Source organism: Streptomyces sp. NPDC054849 (assembly GCF_053610945.1).
In genome coordinates this window covers 80,170-98,248 of record NZ_JBSGZI010000020.1, presented here as the reverse complement: position 1 = coordinate 98,248, position 18,079 = coordinate 80,170, and the positions used below count along the sequence as shown (strand labels likewise).

General features: G+C 72.7%; 14 protein-coding genes and 2 pseudogenes. 9 read left to right on the top strand and 7 right to left on the bottom strand.

Annotated elements, in window-relative coordinates; translation table 11 throughout:
- Positions 1–461: 461 nt before the first annotated feature.
- Positions 462–971: a peptide-methionine (S)-S-oxide reductase MsrA gene (gene msrA, locus ACWGIF_RS12325; RefSeq protein ID WP_453494988.1), complete on the bottom strand. Its 510-nt coding sequence runs from the start codon at positions 969–971 to the stop codon at positions 462–464.
- A gap of 1,236 nt (positions 972–2,207) precedes the next feature.
- Here msrA and ACWGIF_RS12320 point away from each other — a divergent pair.
- Entirely contained in the window at positions 2,208–2,897 is a 690-nt protein-coding gene (locus ACWGIF_RS12320) for a hypothetical protein (protein WP_453494985.1), read from the top strand.
- 2,067 nt (positions 2,898–4,964) lie between these two features.
- On the opposite strand, the gene ACWGIF_RS12315 is transcribed toward ACWGIF_RS12320, so the two are convergent.
- Positions 4,965–6,029 carry an alkene reductase gene (locus tag ACWGIF_RS12315; protein WP_453494982.1) on the bottom strand — a complete coding sequence of 355 codons (1,065 nt, stop codon included), beginning with the start codon at positions 6,027–6,029 and terminating at the stop codon, positions 4,965–4,967.
- Positions 6,030–6,254: 225 nt separating this feature from the next.
- Between ACWGIF_RS12315 and ACWGIF_RS12310 the strand changes: the two genes are divergently transcribed.
- The 4 genes from ACWGIF_RS12310 to ACWGIF_RS12295 all read left to right on the top strand — a co-directional run bounded on the left by ACWGIF_RS12310 (position 6,255) and on the right by ACWGIF_RS12295 (position 8,964).
- Positions 6,255–6,800, top strand: coding sequence for a MarR family winged helix-turn-helix transcriptional regulator (locus tag ACWGIF_RS12310; RefSeq protein ID WP_453494979.1), 546 nt, complete (start codon positions 6,255–6,257; stop codon positions 6,798–6,800).
- 344 nt (positions 6,801–7,144) lie between these two features.
- Positions 7,145–7,777, top strand: a complete 633-nt coding sequence (thpR, locus tag ACWGIF_RS12305; protein ID WP_453494976.1) for an RNA 2',3'-cyclic phosphodiesterase — start codon at positions 7,145–7,147, stop codon at positions 7,775–7,777.
- Between the two features lie 667 nt (positions 7,778–8,444).
- Positions 8,445–8,720 (top strand): DUF6400 family protein, encoded by a 276-nt coding sequence (locus ACWGIF_RS12300; RefSeq protein WP_453494973.1) that lies wholly within the window; start codon positions 8,445–8,447, stop codon positions 8,718–8,720.
- Entirely contained in the window at positions 8,707–8,964 is a 258-nt protein-coding gene (locus ACWGIF_RS12295; RefSeq protein WP_453494970.1) for a hypothetical protein, read from the top strand. Before ACWGIF_RS12300 ends, ACWGIF_RS12295 begins: the two co-directional genes overlap by 14 nt.
- Before the next feature lie 424 nt (positions 8,965–9,388).
- On the opposite strand, the pseudogene ACWGIF_RS12290 reads toward ACWGIF_RS12295, so the two are convergent.
- Together ACWGIF_RS12290 and ACWGIF_RS12285 are read right to left on the bottom strand one after the other, a co-directional pair.
- Positions 9,389–9,645, bottom strand: a pseudogene (locus ACWGIF_RS12290) (histidinol phosphatase); the annotation flags it as partial.
- 86 nt (positions 9,646–9,731) lie between these two features.
- Positions 9,732–10,066: pseudogene (locus tag ACWGIF_RS12285) on the bottom strand (telomere-associated protein Tap); the annotation flags it as partial.
- Positions 10,067–10,814: 748 nt separating this feature from the next.
- On the opposite strand from ACWGIF_RS12285, the gene ACWGIF_RS12280 reads away from it, so the two are divergent.
- From ACWGIF_RS12280 to ACWGIF_RS12270, 3 genes are all read left to right on the top strand, one after another.
- Positions 10,815–11,207, top strand: coding sequence for a hypothetical protein (locus ACWGIF_RS12280; RefSeq protein WP_453494968.1), 393 nt, complete (start codon positions 10,815–10,817; stop codon positions 11,205–11,207).
- A gap of 2 nt (positions 11,208–11,209) precedes the next feature.
- Positions 11,210–11,359 (top strand): hypothetical protein, encoded by a 150-nt coding sequence (locus tag ACWGIF_RS12275; RefSeq protein ID WP_453494965.1) that lies wholly within the window; start codon positions 11,210–11,212, stop codon positions 11,357–11,359.
- 744 nt (positions 11,360–12,103) lie between these two features.
- Positions 12,104–12,481 (top strand): hypothetical protein, encoded by a 378-nt coding sequence (locus ACWGIF_RS12270; protein ID WP_453494962.1) that lies wholly within the window; start codon positions 12,104–12,106, stop codon positions 12,479–12,481.
- Positions 12,482–12,931: 450 nt separating this feature from the next.
- Here the strand turns inward: ACWGIF_RS12270 and ACWGIF_RS12265 are convergent, their stop codons facing one another.
- Together ACWGIF_RS12265 and ACWGIF_RS12260 are read right to left on the bottom strand one after the other, a co-directional pair.
- Entirely contained in the window at positions 12,932–13,867 is a 936-nt protein-coding gene (locus ACWGIF_RS12265; protein ID WP_453494959.1) for a class I SAM-dependent methyltransferase, read from the bottom strand.
- 140 nt (positions 13,868–14,007) lie between these two features.
- The gene (locus tag ACWGIF_RS12260) at positions 14,008–14,193 is read right to left on the bottom strand and encodes a hypothetical protein (protein WP_453494956.1); all 186 of its coding nucleotides are present in this window, start codon (positions 14,191–14,193) and stop codon (positions 14,008–14,010) included.
- 214 nt (positions 14,194–14,407) lie between these two features.
- Between ACWGIF_RS12260 and ACWGIF_RS12255 the strand changes: the two genes are divergently transcribed.
- Positions 14,408–16,075 (top strand): serine/threonine-protein kinase, encoded by a 1,668-nt coding sequence (locus tag ACWGIF_RS12255; protein WP_453494954.1) that lies wholly within the window; start codon positions 14,408–14,410, stop codon positions 16,073–16,075.
- A 154-nt stretch (positions 16,076–16,229) separates the two neighbouring features.
- Here the strand turns inward: ACWGIF_RS12255 and ACWGIF_RS12250 are convergent, their stop codons facing one another.
- Complete coding sequence (locus ACWGIF_RS12250; RefSeq protein WP_453494951.1) at positions 16,230–17,489, bottom strand: hypothetical protein; 1,260 nt, start codon at positions 17,487–17,489, stop codon at positions 16,230–16,232.
- Positions 17,490–18,079: the final 590 nt, after the last annotated feature.

The window sequence follows — 18,079 nt, the reverse complement described above, 5'->3', positions numbered from 1 at the left end:
CGGCCGGACGGCCCGGCGGCCCGGGGCGGCCCGACAGCCCCGCGGGCGGCCCGGCAGCCGGGGGCGCAGCCGTCCGCCCCCCTGGGGCGCGGCCGTCCGGCCGCCCGTCGGCGTGTGACGGGCGGGGCGGGGCGGGTCTTTCGGATCGTGCCGGCCGGGCCCGCGTTGTCCGGTGCCGTGCATCGCAAGGCGGAGTGGCTTCCCTCGTACCGGACCTACCAGGGAGTCCCGGCAAGGCGAAGTGGCTCCTCGTACCGGACCTACCAGGGAGTCCCGGCAAGGCGGAGTGCCCGGCAAGGCGGAGTGGCTCCCCTCATACCGGACATACCCGGGAGCCCCGACAAGGCGGAGTGCCCGACAAGGCGGAGTGGCTCCCCTCATACCGGACGTACCCGGGAGTCCCGGCAACACGGCGAGGGGGGGCGGGCAGCGCGGGCCCGGCGCGAGCCGCAAGAGCCGCCCTAGCCCCGGCGGGGGAGCTTCCAGTGGGGGCGCGGGAAGTGGCAGGTGTAGCCCTCGGGGTAGCGGGCGAGGTAGTCCTGGTGCTCCGGTTCGGCTTCCCAGAACTCGTCGGCGGGGACGACCTCGGTCACCACCGTCCCCGGCCACAGACCGGACGCCTCGACGTCGGCGATCGTCTCCTGGGCGATGCGCTGCTGCTCCTGGTCCAGGTAGAAGACGGCGGAGCGGTAGCTGGTACCGATGTCGTTGCCCTGCCGGTTCTTGGTGGTCGGGTCGTGGATCTGGAAGAAGTACTCGAGGATGGTGCGGTAGTCGGTGGCGGCGGGGTCGAAGACGATCTCGATGGACTCCGCGTGGCTGCCGTGATCGCGGTAGGTGGGGTGGGGCGTGCCGCCACCGCTGTAGCCGACCCGTGTGCGCAGTACGCCGGGGAGCTTTCGGATCAGGTCCTGCATGCCCCAGAAACAGCCGCCGGCCAGCCATGCCTTCTGCTCGGTCTCACTCGTCACGGGTTGTCCTTTCGTATGTCCTGCGGGGCCGTCTCCACCATACGTCACCCATTAGAACGGTGACTTGGGGTGGCCGGGTCGGCCACTGGCCTGTCAGCGGGGGGGGGCGGTGCCGGCCGCCCCGGCTGGCGGCCGGGCGGGGGCGGGCGGAGCCGGCAGGGCCGCGGCGACGGCGGCCCCCCCGGGGGCGAGGGCGATCACCGGGCGGGGGGAGCCGGCAGAGCCGCTGCGACGCCCTCGGCGGGGGCGAGGGCGATCACCGGGCGGGGGGAGCCGGCAGAGCCGCTGCGACGGCAGCCCCCGGGAGGGAGGGCGATCGCCGGGCGGGAGTGCGCCGGGCGCGCCTTCACCTGTCCGTGGTCGCCCGCCCTGCTGCGCCCGCGCCTGCGCCTGCGCCTGCGCCTGCGCCTGCGCCTGCGACGGTGTTCGGCGGCCCGCGGAAGGGGTGTTGCCGGTGCAGCCGGGGCATTGGGTTGTCTCGGCAGACCGGAATGCCGCCCCAGGGGCGGCCGGTGCCGCTCGCATTGTTCCGGCATTCGGGCTGTGGCGGCCGGCGGCCGGGGATATCCGCCGCGCCATATTCTTCCGGCGGTTCCCTCAAGGGGGCGGCCGGTGTTCCACGCACCCCGCCCCTCACCCTCGCCGGCCGGCTTTCCCGGGTGCCAGGCCGGCGGGATGCTTGATGCGGTACGCCGGCCGGCCCGGGTAAAGCCCTCCCCCCTTTTGTTCGCATGCGTGGCCCGGGTGCGATCCGCACCGGGCGCACCGGACTTCGGCCGGCACCGTGGCGCGCGGCCGGGCCCGGGCCGGGCGGCGGCGCCGCCGTCCTGCAGGTGGCGGCCGGGGCGCAGAGGCCAGGCCGGGCCCGGCAGGGGGACTGCGCTGCGCCCGCCGCCGGCGAAATGCCGTCCCGTCTTTCCTGCGATCCGCTCCATCTCCCCGCACGGGCCGCACGGTTCGCAGCCGGCCGCTGCCGGCTCACCGGGAGGCGCCGGCTCACCTCCTGCAGTCCGCGGCCGCAGGGGGTCCGCCGGCGCCCACATGTCTCATCCGGGCCGTGTGGGCCGTGCGGCCGTGCAGGGCGGGGAAGTTCTCATCAAATATTTCCGGTACCTCTCGAACGGGAAGCGCTGCCGCATCCCTTCGGCATTCGCTCTCCGCTTTCTCGCACGAAGCAATCACGTGCTGCGTACCATCGCGTCACACACGTACATCCGCGAGAGACATGAGGATCCCATGAGCAGTGACACCAAAGGGGCCGGTATCAAAGACGACTACGCCCAGCAGATCGCCGGCGATCTCTCGGCCAACCAGGCGGCGCAGGAACGGGTGCGCAGCGAACTGCACCGGCTGCAGGAGGAATTGAGTCAGCTCGAGGACAACAGCAAGATCCTCGTGAAGATGCAGGACGCGCTGGGTATCACCGCCAAGCCCGCGCCCGCCCCGGCCGCCAAGCGCGGTGCCAAGCACAGTGCCGAACGCGGTGCCGAGCGTGCCGTGGTGCCCGCCGCGCGCAGCGCCTCCCCGGCGGGGCAGAAGACCGCGGCAGCCGCCAAGCCGGCCACGACAACACCCGCGAAAATTTCACGCGCGGGGAAAGCGGCGGGAAAGACCGCCGCGGCGAAGAAGGACGCGGTGGGGCCGTCCTGGCTCGAGCTGGTCACCGCCGTCTTCACCGGCCAGAGCGAACCGAGGTCGGCCGCCGAGGTCACCGAAAGCATCACCACCGCACACCCCGAACGCAAGGTGCAGGCGGCCGTCATCCGCAACACCCTCGAACAGGGCGTCGCCCGAGGCCTCCTGGAACGCTCCAAGCAAGGCCGGTCCGTCTACTACCTCCCCACCACCTCCCCCACCTCCCCCGCCTCCCCCGCCTCCCCCGCCTCCGACACCGCCGCGTCCGCCCCCGCCGGGCCGCTCTCCTAACACACCCGCCCCGACCCGCACACCTCACCAGGCCGCCGCCGCGGGCTGTACGGGGCGGCCGCGCAAGCGGACCCGGGGACGAGAGCGGCCTGCCGGCGGGCCGCAGCCGCACAGGGCCCGGCCGCGCCGCAGGCCCAGCTCACGGCCCCCAGACCAGGCAGACACCGAGGCGGACACCGGACCGGACGCCGTGCGGACGCCGGACCGGACGCCGTGCGGACGCCGGACCGGACGCCGTGCGGACGCCGGGCGGACGCCGGACCGGACGCCGTGCGGACGCCGGGCAGGGCTGCGCCGCCGGAACTGCGCACCGCGCAGGTCCCCGGCGGCGCGCCGGGACCGGCCGAGGCGCCGGGGCCGGGCGGGGCGCAGCCGGCAGCCCGCCCCGTTGCACGAGTGCTCGCATACCCCCGCCTGCCCGGGCGGGCTTCCCGCACTCCCCACACACCCGGCACGGCACCGGGTGTCCCGGCCAGTTCCCGCCCCTTGGCGGACACCGAAGCGGCCCGGCGACAGGCAATCCCGATACCGGGCGATGTGACCACCTGGTCACCGCCCAGACAGCATCAGCCTGTCCGCCGGGGCGACCGCATTCCACATACAGCTGCCCCACGGCCGCCGGTCTGCCATACGGCCCCGGGGTCGGCACCGCGCGGGCGCACCGCCGCCCCACCCTGCCGCGATAAGGCCGACAACCCTCAAGGCAGGCGCACAGCCCTGGACGGCGGGGCCCGCTGTCAGGCAGAGGCAATGCCGAGTCAGGCCGATGCAGATCAACACCCTGTACCGTCTGCCCATTTGCCTCCGCAGCGCGCCGCTCTCACCCTTCACACAAAACCTGCACCCTGCCGGCGTGACACTCCCGCCAGCCGGTCGTTGAACCACACGGTCAAGCGAAGGACACAAACGGCCCCCGGAGACAGACATCCCGGGGCCGTCTGCACACCCAGCCCACCCGCCCGACCCGCCCACCCGCCCACCGGCGGACCGGCGGACCGGCGGTCCGGGGCCCTCAGATGAGAGCACTCGGGGCGAGACAGGCGAGTGCTGTGCCCGCTCTCGCCGAAACCAGGGAGACGGAACGGCGCCCTTCGGCCGGCTCCCGAAGCGCCCCAACCGGCCCGCAGACAGGTAGACAGACAGGCAGACAGGCACGGTCCCACCGGTGGCGGTCAGGGTTTCTCCCCATGCCGTGGCGCAGGGCCCGGCGCCGTCGAATGCCTCGCCGGGAGCGCGCTGGAGGCGGGATTCCTTCCCGGCGGGCAGGCACCGGGACGCCGCAGGAGCGCGAAGGCGGCCGCCAGGGCCGCCGCGGCCACCAGAGCGCGGATCCACGGGCTGCCGGTCACCGGCTCGATGAGTTTCGCTGCCAGCACGGCACAGAGAAACGCCTGGAACAAAGCGGGCGCCACGGCGCGAAGCCGTCGCCGGGAACCGGTGCGGGTCTGGGAGTCGAGGACGTTCACGAGTGTTCTCACTTCCGGCCGGTCACGGTCAGGGATTCCTCTCCGTGCAGCCAGGATGAACACCACCGGACGGTATCGCCGAGTCCCGCAAACCCGCGACTTGACGGCACCCGAGCGCTTCTCGGGATGCCCGGCCGTTCCCTCAGCGCGCCGGTCTCTTCCAGTCCCGGCAGTAGAACAGTCCGGGAACGTTGCCGCGCCCCGGACGCCGGGCGGCTAAAGCCCGCGCCATTCAGGAGTCTCCCCACCACCGACGCCCCACCGCCCGGGCCGGCCGCCCGGGCCCCGGCCACCCACAAGGTGGTGGTGCGTGCCCGCCCCTGGTCTTCGCGGCAGCTGGGGAGCCGGCCGGACGCGGTGGAGTGCGCTCGGTGGAGTGCGCGCGATGCCTCGTACGGCCAGCTGGAGGAGCGAGGCCGGCGGTGAAGGCACGCTCATCGGAGCCCGGCCGCCGTGCGCATGCCCCGGGGACGCGCATGGATCGGGTCACACCGACGGCGCCGCCTCGCCTGTCTGACCCGGCGACCGGGCGGTCGGCTGTTGGGGCGGCTCGGCGCGGAGGGCGGCCGGCACGCTGCGCTCCAGCGGGTGGCTGTGTGCTCTAGCGGGTGGGGTAGTCCGTGTAGCCGCGGGCGTCGCCCCCGAAGAAGGTGGAGGGGTCCGGGGTGTTGTAGGGGCCTTGGGTGCGCAGTCGGTCCGGCAGGTCGGGGTTGGCCAGGAACAGGGCGCCGAATGCGAGGAGGTCGGCAGTGCCGTCCTCGATGAGGGTCAAGGCTCGGTGGTCGGTGGGGCCCTGGGTCGCCGGGTTGAGCACGAGCGGGCCGGAGAACTGCTTGCGTAGGGCCAGGGTGGTCTGCCGGGCCTGGGGGCCGTGTTCCAGCACGTGCAGGTAGGCTGGCTGGAGTGCGTCGATCTCCTTGACCAGGGCCTCGTAGGCGGGCTGCGGGTCGGGTTCGAAGATGTCGTTGTAGGTGTTGCCGGGCGAGATGCGCAGCGCCGTGCGCTCGGCGCCGACCGCGGCGGCGACTGCCTTGACCGCCTCGACCGCGAAGCGGATTCGGTTCTCGGCCGGGCCGCCCCACTCGTCGGTGCGCTGGTTCGAGCCGGGGGCCAGGAACTGGTGGATCAGGTAGCCGTTGGCGCCGTGCAGCTCGACGCCGTCGAAGCCGGCCTCCACCGCGTTGCGGGCGGCTGCGGCGAAGTCGGCGATGGTCTGCCATACCTCGGCGCCGGTCAGCTCGCGGGGGGTCACGAAGTCCTTCATGCCCTCACCGGTGAACAGCTGGCCCCGGGCGGCGATCGGCGACGGGGCCACGGGGATGAGGCCGTCGGGCAGCAGCGAGGGGTGGCCGATCCGGCCGGAGTGCATGATCTGGGCGAAGATCCGGCCCCCGGCGGCGTGCACGGAGTCGGTGACCTGCCGCCAGGCCGCGACCTGCTCGGTGCTGTGCAGGCCGGGGGTGAAGGGGTAGCCCTGTCCGACGGCGGAGGGCTGGATCCCCTCGCTGATGATGAGGCCGGCGGAGGCGCGCTGGGTGTAGTACTCGGCGACCAGGGGGGTCGCGATGCCGCCCCGGGCCGCTCGGCTGCGGGTCATCGGTGCCAGGGCGATGCGGTTGGAGAGGGTGCCGCCTGCGATGCGGACCGGTTCGAAAGCGGTGGTCATGTCTGCCCCACAAAAATAGTTGGTCGGCCAATTGTTGGCTGCGGGAGGCAGCGTACCTCATTAGTTGGTCGGCCAAGGTAAAATGTGGGGGCGGGTAGGATTCCGGGCGGGCCGGATCCCCTTCACGCACGGCGCCAGCCCGGACGACGGCGACGCTGCGAACGGGAGCCCGCCACACGCCCGCGGCCGGGCCCTGCCGCACCCCGACTTGCAAGGAGCGCTCCCATGACCGCGGAAACCGTTCGGCAAGCGCGTAGCGCCCCGCAGTGCGCGCCGGTGCCCGGCGCCGTGCTGGACGGGCCGGTGAGTCATGCGATCAGCCGGGTCGCCCGGCTCCACCGGATCGCGGCAGGCCGCCTGCTGCGCGATCTGGGGCTGCACCCAGGGCAGGAGTTCTTGATGATGCACCTGTGGGACAGCGGGGCCGTGCGCCAGTCCGAGTTGATCAAAGCGGTCGGCCTGGACCCCTCCACGGTGACCAAGATGCTCCAGCGCCTCGAACAGGCCGGCCACGTCCGTCGCCGTCCCGACCCCTCCGACCGGCGGGCCTCCCTGGTCGAGGCGACGGACGCCAGCTGCGGGCTGCTGGCCGAGGTCCGCAGGGCGTGGGGCGAGCTGGAAGGACAGACCGTGGAAGGCCTCGACGACACAGAGCGCACCGAACTGGCCCGCCTGCTCGGCAAGGTGGAGGCCGCCTTGTGCACGGAGGCCGCCCAAGGCGGCGGCGCGGAGTGCGAAGCACCGTACAGGGGCCCGGACACCGGCTGCTAGCACCCGGCCGCACCCCGGCTCCCGGACCTGGCGCTCCCCGGCGCCCGGCGGGCTCCCGGACCCTTGGCCCTCGCGGCGCTCGACGGGCTTCCGGGACCTGGCTGCTCGCCGCGCTCGGCGGCTTCCGCGGCTCCCGGACCTTTGACATGCTGGCAGGTCCGGCAGGTCTGGCGGGCTCGGCAGGCGGCCGGGCTCGGCAGGCCCGCGGGCTCGCCGGACTGGCGGGGGCAGGAGACCGCCGCGGTGCGGTGGGCGGCCCGGAGCCGGGGGCGCATCACCTCACACTTCACCGCAATCGCACTGCACCCGCTGCACCCGCTGCACCGGCACGTACGGAACGGAAGATGACGGAAACAGAAACACTCAGGCCGCTCACTACGGAGCCCCCCGGGCGCGAGCAGGCCCAGGCCGCGACCGTTCGCGTTTTCATCGCCCTCGCCCCGCCCGACGACGCGAAGGACGAACTGGAGAGGGAACTTGCCCCCGCCTACGCCGCTCACCCGCGCATGCGGTGGAACCGCATCGAGGACTGGCACATCACCCTGGCGTTCCTCGGGGAGCTACCCCGCACCACACTCACGCTCCTGCGCCCGCCGCTCGCGGACCTCGCCGCGCGGCGCCGGCCCCTGCCCCTGGCGCTTCGCGGCGCCGGGCACTTCGACGAGCGGGTGCTGTGGAGCGGGATCGGCGGCGACCTCCAAGGGCTGCACCTGCTCGCCGCCGAGGTGCGCACCGTGGTCAAGGAATGCGCCATCGCCTTCGAGGACCGGCCGCTGCGCCCCCATCTGACGCTGGCCCGCTCCCGCCGCAGCGATCCCTCATGCGGGGTCCAGACCACCGCCGCCCGGCTGACCGCGTTCGCCGGCCGCCCATGGCAGGCCCAGCGCCTGCACCTGGTCGCCAGCAACGTCGGCCGCGGCCCCGGACCGATCCACTACCGCGACATCGCATCCTGGGCCTTCACCGGCCAGCACTGACAACCGCCCCCCACACCCCACGTCTCCCCCTCGGGGCCGCCCGGGTCCCCGCACCCGTACCCGGGGCCGGTGAGCCGGGGCGTGCTCTGCCATCAGGGTCCGGGCAGGTCGCGTGGGAAGACCGAGACATCCGCTCCGCACGTCATGCGGACAGGGGGCTGAAGGTTCTGCACACCGCCGTGGCGGGACGGAACGGCGAGTACGCGCCGTAGCCCCCCGACGGGTGAGAGGCACCGGGCAGCCGCTGGCCGCCGCGCCGCTGTACGACGGCGAGGCGGGCGCCGTACAGCAGGGGCAGGAGTGCCGGATCCAATCGGCCTGCCGGGCGGGACATGCCGCGCCGTCCAGCAGGCGATCCACGACATCCGCCCGTACCAGGAGGCGGACACCCACTTCCCACCCCTGTACGAACCGTGCACGCGGCCCACACACGCGGCCCACACAACAGGGACCGTGACGGCTGGAAGGCGGGACTGCGGAACTACGGCGGCCAGGCTGCAGGGGCGAGGCTGCGGGGGCGGGGCTCGCGGGGGCGGCCGACGGGGGGGCGGTTGCCCCGGCTCCTTCCCCGCCTGCGGGCCGCGCCGACGCTGAGCTTCGGCATCGGCCCTGTGACTCTGCCCACCCTCCCTTGACCAGGGAAGGAAGGGTTACCTAAGTTCAAGGTATGGCCCCCCATGACCCCGCCCCCTCCCCCGACGCCTCCGGCGCGTCCGCGCTGGTCGACTTCGCGGTCGACCTCACCTCGCAAGAGGTGCTCCGGCGCGCTCAGGTGATGGAGGCCCTCGGCCCCGACTGGGATCCGGTCGAGGTGCTGCTCGGCGAGGACGCCGCATACGACCTGCTGTACTCCGGGCTCGACGCGCAGCAGCAGCGCCTCTACGACGACCTGGTCGCTGCCGGCGTACTGCCCGCCCGGGGAGACGGCCGTGCTGCCGCTTGACCCCCAGGCCGACCCCGGACGCCGCGCCTGGGTGGCCTGCCCCAACTGTGCGGATGCGCAGGACTGCGAACCCTGCGGGCAGCAGCGGACGTGTTCCACCCACTGGCGCTATCTGCTCACCACCACCGGCAGCCTGCTCCACCTCCAGTGCCCCGCGTGCACGCACGTGTGGGCACACGAGAGCGGTTTCGGTGCCACCCGCTCCCTGTGGAACCGCCTCACCAGTACCCCGCCCGACCACTGACCCCAAACCACCCAAACGGGCCACCCAACCAGCCCCCCAACGGCCAACCGGCCCCCGGGAAGCCCCTTCCACGCACCAGCGCCGGCGCGCCGGCGCCGCCCGCAGCAGAACCGGCACGGGACGCCTCCGATCCCGGACGGGAAGCCACCCCACACCGATACCGCGCGGGCACCGGCACCGGCACCGGCACCGGACGACGAAAACGGCACTCTGCGACCCGGTCCCGACGCTCCTGAACCGCCTCATGCGCCCGCCGCCCACGCCCGGCCTGCCCCCGCGACACCCAGACCGTCCGGAACGGGGGCCGGGCAAGGCCGGCGGCTTCCGTCTCCCGGGGCGCGCCCCCATCCCCCGGTAGGCCCGTGGCGCGGGGCAGCCCGCACTCCCCCGAACCTGAACCGTCCCCTCTGCAGGGACGGCCCTGAACCATGGAGGGCCAGAAGTCGTCGTAGCCGCGGTACGGCGGCAGGCGCGGGTCAGGTCCAGGAACCCGGCGGGGCCGCCCTGCTCCTCCCACCCGCTCAGTGAGGAGTACGCGAACGAGGCGTCGTCCAGCCCGCCCACCTGCCGGACGCCGATGACCGTGGTCCCGCCGAGCGCGCCGCCCGAGTACGCGCCCCCGCCCTGCGCCGCCACCAGCGGCGGCCCCAGCGCCGGCGCAAACACCACACCGGCCACCGGGGGGGGGAAGACGCCCGTCGGCGAACGGCGACGGCCCAGTCCCGGCCCATGGCCCGGTACCAGCGCAGGTGGGCCCCAGGGGCTGACGGGCGCAGCGCGGTCATCTCCTCCAGCCCGGAATCGGCGGTGGAGCCTCGCGGGGTGATCACACGCTGGGCGTACACGCCCAGCGTGTGATTTCCGCTGGCGGCAGCTCGCTGACACCGGGTCAGGACAGAGCATCCAGCGCGTCCAAGGACAGGACGGCGAGCTGCACACACTGCCGCTGCCCTGCCTGGGGGGGCCGGCAGACGCGGGCCCACGGGCCGAAACCACGCTTCGTCAGCTTCCACTTCGCGCTGGCGATCTACTTGACCACAGGGTGGTAGTCGTCAAGGCTCAGGGAGCGGCGCTGCTCGTGGCCCTCCATGCGTTCGGGTATCAACGTGGACGTCCAGCACTTCGGCAGCTCCATCCTGGTAAGTGTCGGCGGGGAACTCGACAAGGACGCCGGGGCGGTGCTCCAGGCGCTGGACGGCGTCGCCGTCGACGCGCGGGACCTTTTGGTCGATCTGCACGGCGTGGTGTCCATGGACTCCGCCGGCCTGCTCCACTCCCGGCCCTGTACAGGCGCGCGGAGTGCCCGGTCTTGCGGATCCTGGCTATTGGCTCCGCATCGGGGCAGGCCCATCTTTACGACGCCCCGACACCAGAAGTCCTTCGAAGTCGAGCGCGCCGCCTCGGGATCCCACACCAGCAGCTCGCCGTCGAGGAGCAGTCCGGCGGGCAACTGCTCGGCGGCCGCCGCGACGAGGTCTGGGAAGCGATCTTGGATTAGGGAGCCGCGAGGCCGGGTCTGGAGCAGCACGCTGCCGCACGGTGCGGGCGCGGTGAACAGCAGGGTCCGGTGGCCGTCGTTCTCCAGACTTCGGTGTATCTCACGAGGCACACCGAAGTCTCGCGCCGCCGTCGCCGTACACCGCTGGACGATGCCCTACTGTCCTTCCTCGTCGACACAGATTCACGACCAGCAGGCGTTTGAGTTCTGCGTGTCCTGAAGCAGGCGGCCTTTGCCAGGTCAACCGACCTGGCAGCGAGCGACTGGGATCGTGCTGGAGCGAGCGATACCGCAATGGGCCAGCCGGTGTGATGAACTGCCTTGCGTTCACCGTTACCCACGAGGGGGAGATATGGCTGTCGACGTGCCGGCCCAGAAAGCGCCCGAGGCGGGCGATGCCGCACCTGCGCATGCCGAACAGGAGCACCGGCAAGCACGCCGTATCGAGGTGTGGTCGATCGTGTGGATGCTCCTTGCCCTGGTGATCTGGGGATGGTTCGCCTTCCTGATGCTCGCCGACTACGGCCCCGAGTTCGGGGACAAGGCCATGTGCCGAGGTCCGCTGGTCGGCCCGTCGTCCGAGGACAGTCTCTGCCGCGACGCGCTGCGCCAGTGGCCCGCGCTGCTGGGCATCCTCGCGCTGGCGGTCATAGTGACCGTTTCCGCGGCAGCGACTCTCGTGTACGCCAAGGTCCTCTCCCGCCTGGCGCACCGCGACAGGCCCGGGGTGCGGCCGCAGGACTGAGCGTGCGGCAGAGCAAGGATGCCAGGGCAGGCCTGAAGGACGAGATCCTCGACGGTCACGACCGGAACCAACTCCACTGCGGCGGCGCGTACAACCTGCCCTGGCGCCGGGTCGTTCCCATAGAGCCGGACGGTACGGCCGCGTCGGCCTGAGCGCTGCTGTGCCTGGCATTGGATCACGGCCTGTCAGAAATTCTGAGGGACGGGGGCCGATCAGGGGGCCCGCTTCATGCTCATGATCACCAACCCGGGCAGCACGGACGCGGTCGACGCCCTCCAACCAACGCCGTCAGCCGCTCCGTTGCAGCGTTGGCAAGGTGGTTCCGATGGCCGTCCGGCGCGTCGCAGTGCGGGTGACCGGGGTGGGGCGCTCGGTGTGTGCTTCCACGCCCCAGGCCGTGCCGGGAAGCGGTGACCGGGAGAATGAGACAGGATTCGACGTATCCACGCTGCCTCCTCTCGTGGGCCTCGCCGGTACGGGCACGCCGATCGCCTTCCTGCTCGACGGCACCCGGCAAGGTCGTTTTCCGTAAGCTTGGGTACCTGGGCCGACGCCGACGATGGTGCGTCTCTGGGTGCCCCGCACGCGACCAAGCCAGGTGTCGGCCTCAGCGGTTGTCCGGTCCGTGGGCGGGTCGCGGGTCGGGAACCGTTCCGCCGGATCCTGCGTGAACTGCTGAGGGACGGTCGGCGGGTGGAAGGGATCTGATGCAAGCGCGGACGAAGTTGAGCGTGGCGGTTTCAGCATGCGTGGCGCTGGTGGCGTGCGGATGCGGTCCGGAGACAGCGAAGGAGAACGTTGACGTGCAGCCTTCGCAGCCGTTGACGTCCACACCGGCGAAGGTGCCGTCGGGCACGCCGTCCGCGTCTGCCGGAACCGAGAAGCCGTCGGCCAGTGTGACCGGTAGCCAGCCCGGGCCCAAGACGAAGGAGCGCGCGATCCAGAGGTACGAGCAGTACCTCCACGGCCTCGGGCGTGAGGACATCGACACGGTCTGCGAAGTGGCCGGGCCCGGCGCGAAGAAGGCAGAGGACCAGGGATTCGGTCCGTGCACGTCGACCTACGTGATCGTGTTCCGGATGATCTCACCCGACCAGAAGAAGGCCCTGCAGACCGCGACGGTGGACCCGCAGCGCGTCCAAGTGCGCACCCTCGACAAGATCGAGATGCCGCTCGAAGCGGTCAAATCCTCCGCCACCTTCTCCGAGGAAGATTTGGGCAGCTACACCCTGGAGTACCTCGAAAACGACTACTACATCACCGACGGAAAGTGACCTTACGTACGCGAAGTCTCCGGCGGCAGACCGCCGTTCCCAGCTGATGCGCCGGCCACTCGTACGACGCGACACGCCGCCGCGGCGAGCTGCGCGCGGTGTGCGGCGCGCGGTGTGCGGTGTGCGGTGTGCGGGGATCCGGAGGCCTATGCCACTCTGCGCACCGCGGAAACGCGGTACGCCGCGCTTGCCGTGGGTGACCGCGTCGAGGCTGCCGAATGCTCGCGACCTCGCGGTCGAGGGGGAAACCGAAGGAGCACTGTGCGCGGATGTCATCCCTGTCCTCCGCAGGCCGTGGGCCGGGGCGAGGGGTCCCACAAGACGCCGGCGGCCCGGCAGCAGGCCGAGGCCTGCCGCGCGGCCCGGGTACGACGGGGGTCTGACACGCATACGCCGCGCCGGCCCCCGGACCGGACGCGGTCCGGGGGTGTGGTGTCAGCCCTGTCGGTGTCAGCCCCTGCGACGGCGGTTCCGGGCGACGATCGCGCGGGTGACCACGGGCGGGAGCAGGTCCTTGGCCAGCTTGCGCCAGCGGGCACCGGGCCTGCGTGCGGCGGCGGGAGCGGGGACCGGCGCCGGTTCCGGCCGCGGCGCGGGGTGTAGCGGCTGCGGGGGCACCGGCGCGACCACGCCCTGGTCCCCGATGCGTACCAGGGGGCGGCCGTCGATCACGTCCACGCCGTGCCAGAGATCGGTGCGCTCCTCCAGCCACGCGAGCAGTGCCGCCTGGTGGGGCTCCGGGTCGCCCCAGGTCGCGTAGAGCTTCGAGGCCGAGACGCAGACGGGGTGCAGTTCGCCCGTCACCACGGCGGTCCAGACGGCGGCCGCGACGCCGGGGCAGTGCTCGGAGCGGTAGTCGTCGAAGACCACCACGGCATCCGGGGTCGCGACAAGACGCGAGGACGCGATGTCCATGACGACGTGCTCGTAGAGGTGCGAGGCGTCGACGTGCACGAATCGGCAGCTCGCCGGCTTGACCCGGTCGGCGACGACCGAGGTGGGGGCTTGGATCAGCGTCGGCAGCGCCTCGTGGAAGGCCAGGTAGTTCGTCTCGAAGCCACGCCGCGTGAGCGTGGGGTAGGAGCTGCGGTTCTCCGCGACGTTGAAATCGTCCGTCGCGGGCGAGTCGAAGAGGTCGCAGACGGTGAACTCCTCACCGGGCCGGAGGTACCGTCCGAGGAAGATCGCGCTCTTCCCCAGGAAGGCGCCGAGCTCCAGCAGGTCGCCCTGCTGCCCCTCACTGCTGTTCTGACGTGTCAGGAACCAGTCGAAGAGCACCTGGTCGTACGCCGAGAACCAGCCTTTGACCTCGCCGTACGTGGTGGGGACGAGCGGGGCCGGCTCACCGTCGGGGGTGGTGACGGAAGCTTGTGAAACGTGCGACACGGAGAGTCATCCTCCAGCGGAGTGGCATCGATTTTCACGCTGATACCCGGCCGGGTAACGGAACCCTAAGCCCTCGGCGGACGTGTGACGAGACGTGAGCAGGATCGACCTGTGATTCCTGCCCGGCGCACCCCGGGCGCTCAGACCTCGGTCCCGCGGCGCAGCCGCTCGATGGCGGCGTTGCGGATGCGCCGGGTCCGGGCGGCGGTCGCGAGCGGGTACAGCGCCTCGTACCCGTCCCAGGTGCTGGACGGCGGTGCGCGGGCACCAGTCGGGCCCTCGTCTGCCGGCAACTGCGCCGCGCGGCGGTTCAGATGGGTGACCACCGCCGGCCTGGGCCGGTGCCTGGGCCTGGGCCTGGGCCTGGGCCGGGTAGGTACGCCCCAGTCCCAGTACCGTCCCCGGCCCCCCGGCCTCAGTCTCACTACCGGCCCAATCCCCGGCCCCGCCTCGGGCCGCCGGGCTTGTCCTCTAGGGTGGCTCACCAGGTGGTCCGTACTCTGCGGGCACTGACAACGGGCGCGAGAGCAGGTGGGGTTGATGGAGGCTTTGCGGCCCGGCGACCCGTTGGAGATCGGGGGGTACCGTCTGCTGGCGCGGCTCGGTGAGGGCGGGATGGGCGAGGTTTTCCTGGCCCGGACGGCGTCCGGGCGGCCGCTGGCCGTCAAGACCGTGCACCGGCAGCTGAGCCGGGAGGCGGACTTCGCCGAACGGTTCGACCGGGAGATACGCACCAGCGACCGGGTGCGCAGTGCGTGGACGGTCTCGGTGGTGGACTTCAGCCCGCCCGGAGCGTCACCGCAGTGGCTGGCCACCGAGTACATCGCCGCGCCGTCTCTGGGCGACTGGGTACGCCGGGACGGACCGCTGACGGAGGCGTCCCTGTGGTGCCTGGCCCGGGAGCTCTCGGCCGCGCTGGTGACCGTAGGGGAGGCGGAGGTGGTCCACCGCGACATCAAGCCGGCGAACGTGCTGCTGGGCCGGCAGCGGCCCTTCCTCATCGATTTCGGTATCGCCCGCACCGTGCGCGACCCCCGCCACACCCAGACGGGCGCGGTCATCGGCACGCCCGGCTTCCTCGCACCGGAACAGGCGACCGGCGCCCGGGCCTCGGCGCCCGCCGACGTGTTCTCCCTCGCCGCGGTCCTCGTCTACGCGGCCACCGGCCGCGGCCCCTTCCAGGCCGACGGCGAGGAACTGCAACTGCCCGCCCTCCTGTACCGGATCGTGCACGACGAACCCCAGCTCGACGGCGTACCGCGCACACTTGCCGCCCTGGTGAGGCAATGCCTGGCCAAAGACCCGGCCGGGCGTCCGACAGCCGGACAGCTACGGCAGCGGCTGGACGCCGCCGGCCAGGAGGACTGGGCCCGTACGGCGGCCCCGGCCCTGATAACGGAGATCGCCCGCCGCGAGGCCGACCTCCTGCGGCTCCTGACTCCACCACAGCCCCCGCACCACGCCCCGAACCACGCCGATCCCCCACCAGTCCCGCCACAGCAGCCGCCACAGCCGCCGCAGCCGCCGGATGCCGTGCTGCCCGGTGCGGTGCTGCCGGATGCCGTGCCCCCCGCTCCCCCGGTGCCGGCTTTCTCGCCCGCGGCCGTGGGCACCGCGCCGCCCTCCCCCGCCTTCGGCGGCGGGCGGCCCCTGCGGCCCCGGGTGGTGGGCGCGGCCGTCGGCGCCGCCGTCCTGGCCGCCGCCCTCACCTTCGCGATCCGGCTGCCCGGGGACGGCCGGCGCCACGACCCCACCACGCCCGCCACCCCCACTCCGTCCCCGGTGTCCCCGTCCTCGGCCGCGGCCGCGGCGCTGCCGGAGGCGTGGGTCGGGACATGGTCCGGCGTCGGCCCCGGGACGCCGCAGGCGGACAACGTCTCCCGGGCCAGGACCGGCGAGTTCTCCGTCACCGTCACCCTGAACGCCGCAGTGGTCGGCGAACTCGTGGGCCGGCAGGTCAGCGACCTCACGGAGCTTTCCACCGGACGCAACCTGGGCTGCACCGAAGCCCTCGAGCTGCGGCAGATCCGCCAGAACACCGCGGTCTTCGCGGCGGTCACCAGCCACCCGACCGACCGTGCGGCCACCTTCGACTGCCCCCGCGGCAACCTCTACGTCCTGACGCTGACCCCACCAGACCGGCTGACACTCGAAGCACAAGGAGCCCAGTCGGCCGGCGCCCCCTCCACCCTGACCCGCCGCCCCTAAACCCCATCCCCACCCCACCCCGACCCCCGCCCCGCACGGAAGCAGCTCGCCACCGCCGGGGCGGGCACCCTTCTGGGTCTCCCCGGGTCTCCCCGGCCTCCCGGTCTTCCGGCCCTCCCCAGGTCTCCCAGGTCCTCACGGCCCCTCTCGGGTTTCAGGTGTGCAGGGCGCGGGGGTGGTGATGGCGGGTGCGCAGCACCTCCAGCCGCTGCTGCACCAACTGCAGGTGCCGGGGGTCGGGTGAAGACAGAACACGCAGCAGGCCGATCAGTTCCGGCCCGAGCTCGACCACCGCCATCGCGTCCTTGAGCTGGGTCCAGCAGTACAGGGCGCCCTCCGCCGCCACCCCCACACCGGGGTCACCGGCACCCAGCCGGGCCAGGCGGGCCTGGCCCGTATCGATCCAAAGCCGCGTCGCCAGGGAGAAGTCTCCCGCCATCCGGGCCAGATCGGCACGGATCTCCGCCCACTGGGCCGCCTCCGGCGAGGCGTCCCCACAGGTGCGCACGACATGCTGCTCCCACGCCCGGGCCAGCGCCGCCGCCTCAAGGTGACGGCCCCCGACAGCCAGGGCGTGGAGATACGGCCGCGGATCCCCACCCCAACCCCACCCCGCAGCCGGACCGGAACTCGAAGCCGGACCCGAACCGGAACCCGAAGCCTGGGCGGGAGCCTGCGCCCGCGCCGGACGGGCGGGCACCGGCATGCCGGCGAAGTCCGCAGCCGGGCCCGAGGTCAGGGCGGCAGACGCCGGGGCGTCAGTCCGGGCCGAGCCCTGGACGGGCACGGCCATGAGGGCGGCGTCCGGAACCGGACCGGGAGCCGGGGCTCGGGCGGGTACGAGGATGGGGGCGGAGCCGCGGGCTGGGGCCCGGGCCGGAGCCGGAGGCGAAGCCGGTGCGGGCACGGGAATGTGGAAGGCATCCGGGACCTGTGCGGAGGCCGGGGCGGGGGCCGTGGCGGGGGCGGGGGCCGTGGCGGGGGCTGGCTGCCGCGACTGCGTCGGCGGCTGCACATGTGGCTGCGGATTCGGGTAAGGCTGCAGGTGTGCGGCTGCGGGGCGCATGCCGAGTTCGCGGGCGGTCGGCAGGACCAGCGTGCCCGGCGCCAGCGCCGCAGATCCCGCTGCCAGCGCATGCAGCGCCACGCTGGCAGGCCGGGCATGACTGCGGCGGAGCTGATCGATCCACTGCCGGGTGTATCCGCTCACCCCGCCCCCCGCCGCGGTGGCTCCGGGCGGGGACACCACCCCGTACACCTCGGCCCACTCGAACGCGGGCCAACTGCCGTACTCCCGCAGCAGCGGCCACGCCTCCTTGTCCGCAGCCAGATCCACAAGCACCGTGGTCAGCGCGGCCTCACGGCCCCGCAGTTCACTGCCCAGCCACTCCCACGGCAGAGAGGTGTAGCGCACGCTGGCCGACGTGGTCCCCGCCAACGCCAGATACAGCCGCCGCCCACGCCGGTCAGCGGTGAGCCGGCCCGAAAGATACAACAACAACGGCCCCGGAGCCGCAGCAGCCGTACGCAGCCGCGTCAGTACCGTGTTCGGATCACGGACCCCGTCCAAAGACACGCTGTCACAAGGCACAGCACTACCCAGCAACACACCGGCCGGCACCATCGCAAGCGCCGCCACATTGGCACTGGGCGCGAACTCCACCCTGCGCCGGCGCACCACACCATCCCCCGCAATCAGCAGGACATGCCCCCGCTGCCCACCCGGCTCATTCGAATCCATAAGCAGACGGTACTCACACCACCACACCCCACGAACACCCAACCACTCCCCCCACACCGAACACCGGCGAACAGCCCGGCGAGACCGGCACACAGGTTCCCCACCACCCCACAACCGGACAACCGGACAACCACTTCACACCCGGCCAAGCCATCGCGCACACGAGCCAGCCCGGCCACGCCACACCGTCAGATGGTCGTGATGGGCGGCAGCAAACCTGCAAGCCGGGGAGCGGCAGCGGAAGCCTCCAGACGCCAGAGCGG

What these genes read in the sequence shown, in the direction of transcription:
- ACWGIF_RS12300 (WP_453494973.1), top strand. Translation starts at nt 8,445, where the DNA reads ATGGCCCCCCATGACCCCGCCCCCTCCCCCGACGCCTCCGGCGCGTCC.
- ACWGIF_RS12310 (WP_453494979.1), top strand. Translation starts at nt 6,255, where the DNA reads ATGACCGCGGAAACCGTTCGGCAAGCGCGTAGCGCCCCGCAGTGCGCG.
- thpR (WP_453494976.1), top strand. Translation starts at nt 7,145, where the DNA reads ATGACGGAAACAGAAACACTCAGGCCGCTCACTACGGAGCCCCCCGGG.
- ACWGIF_RS12315 (WP_453494982.1), bottom strand. Translation starts at nt 6,029, where the DNA reads ATGACCACCGCTTTCGAACCGGTCCGCATCGCAGGCGGCACCCTCTCC.
- ACWGIF_RS12280 (WP_453494968.1), top strand. Translation starts at nt 10,815, where the DNA reads ATGGCTGTCGACGTGCCGGCCCAGAAAGCGCCCGAGGCGGGCGATGCC.
- ACWGIF_RS12255 (WP_453494954.1), top strand. Translation starts at nt 14,408, where the DNA reads ATGGAGGCTTTGCGGCCCGGCGACCCGTTGGAGATCGGGGGGTACCGT.
- ACWGIF_RS12320 (WP_453494985.1), top strand. Translation starts at nt 2,208, where the DNA reads ATGAGCAGTGACACCAAAGGGGCCGGTATCAAAGACGACTACGCCCAG.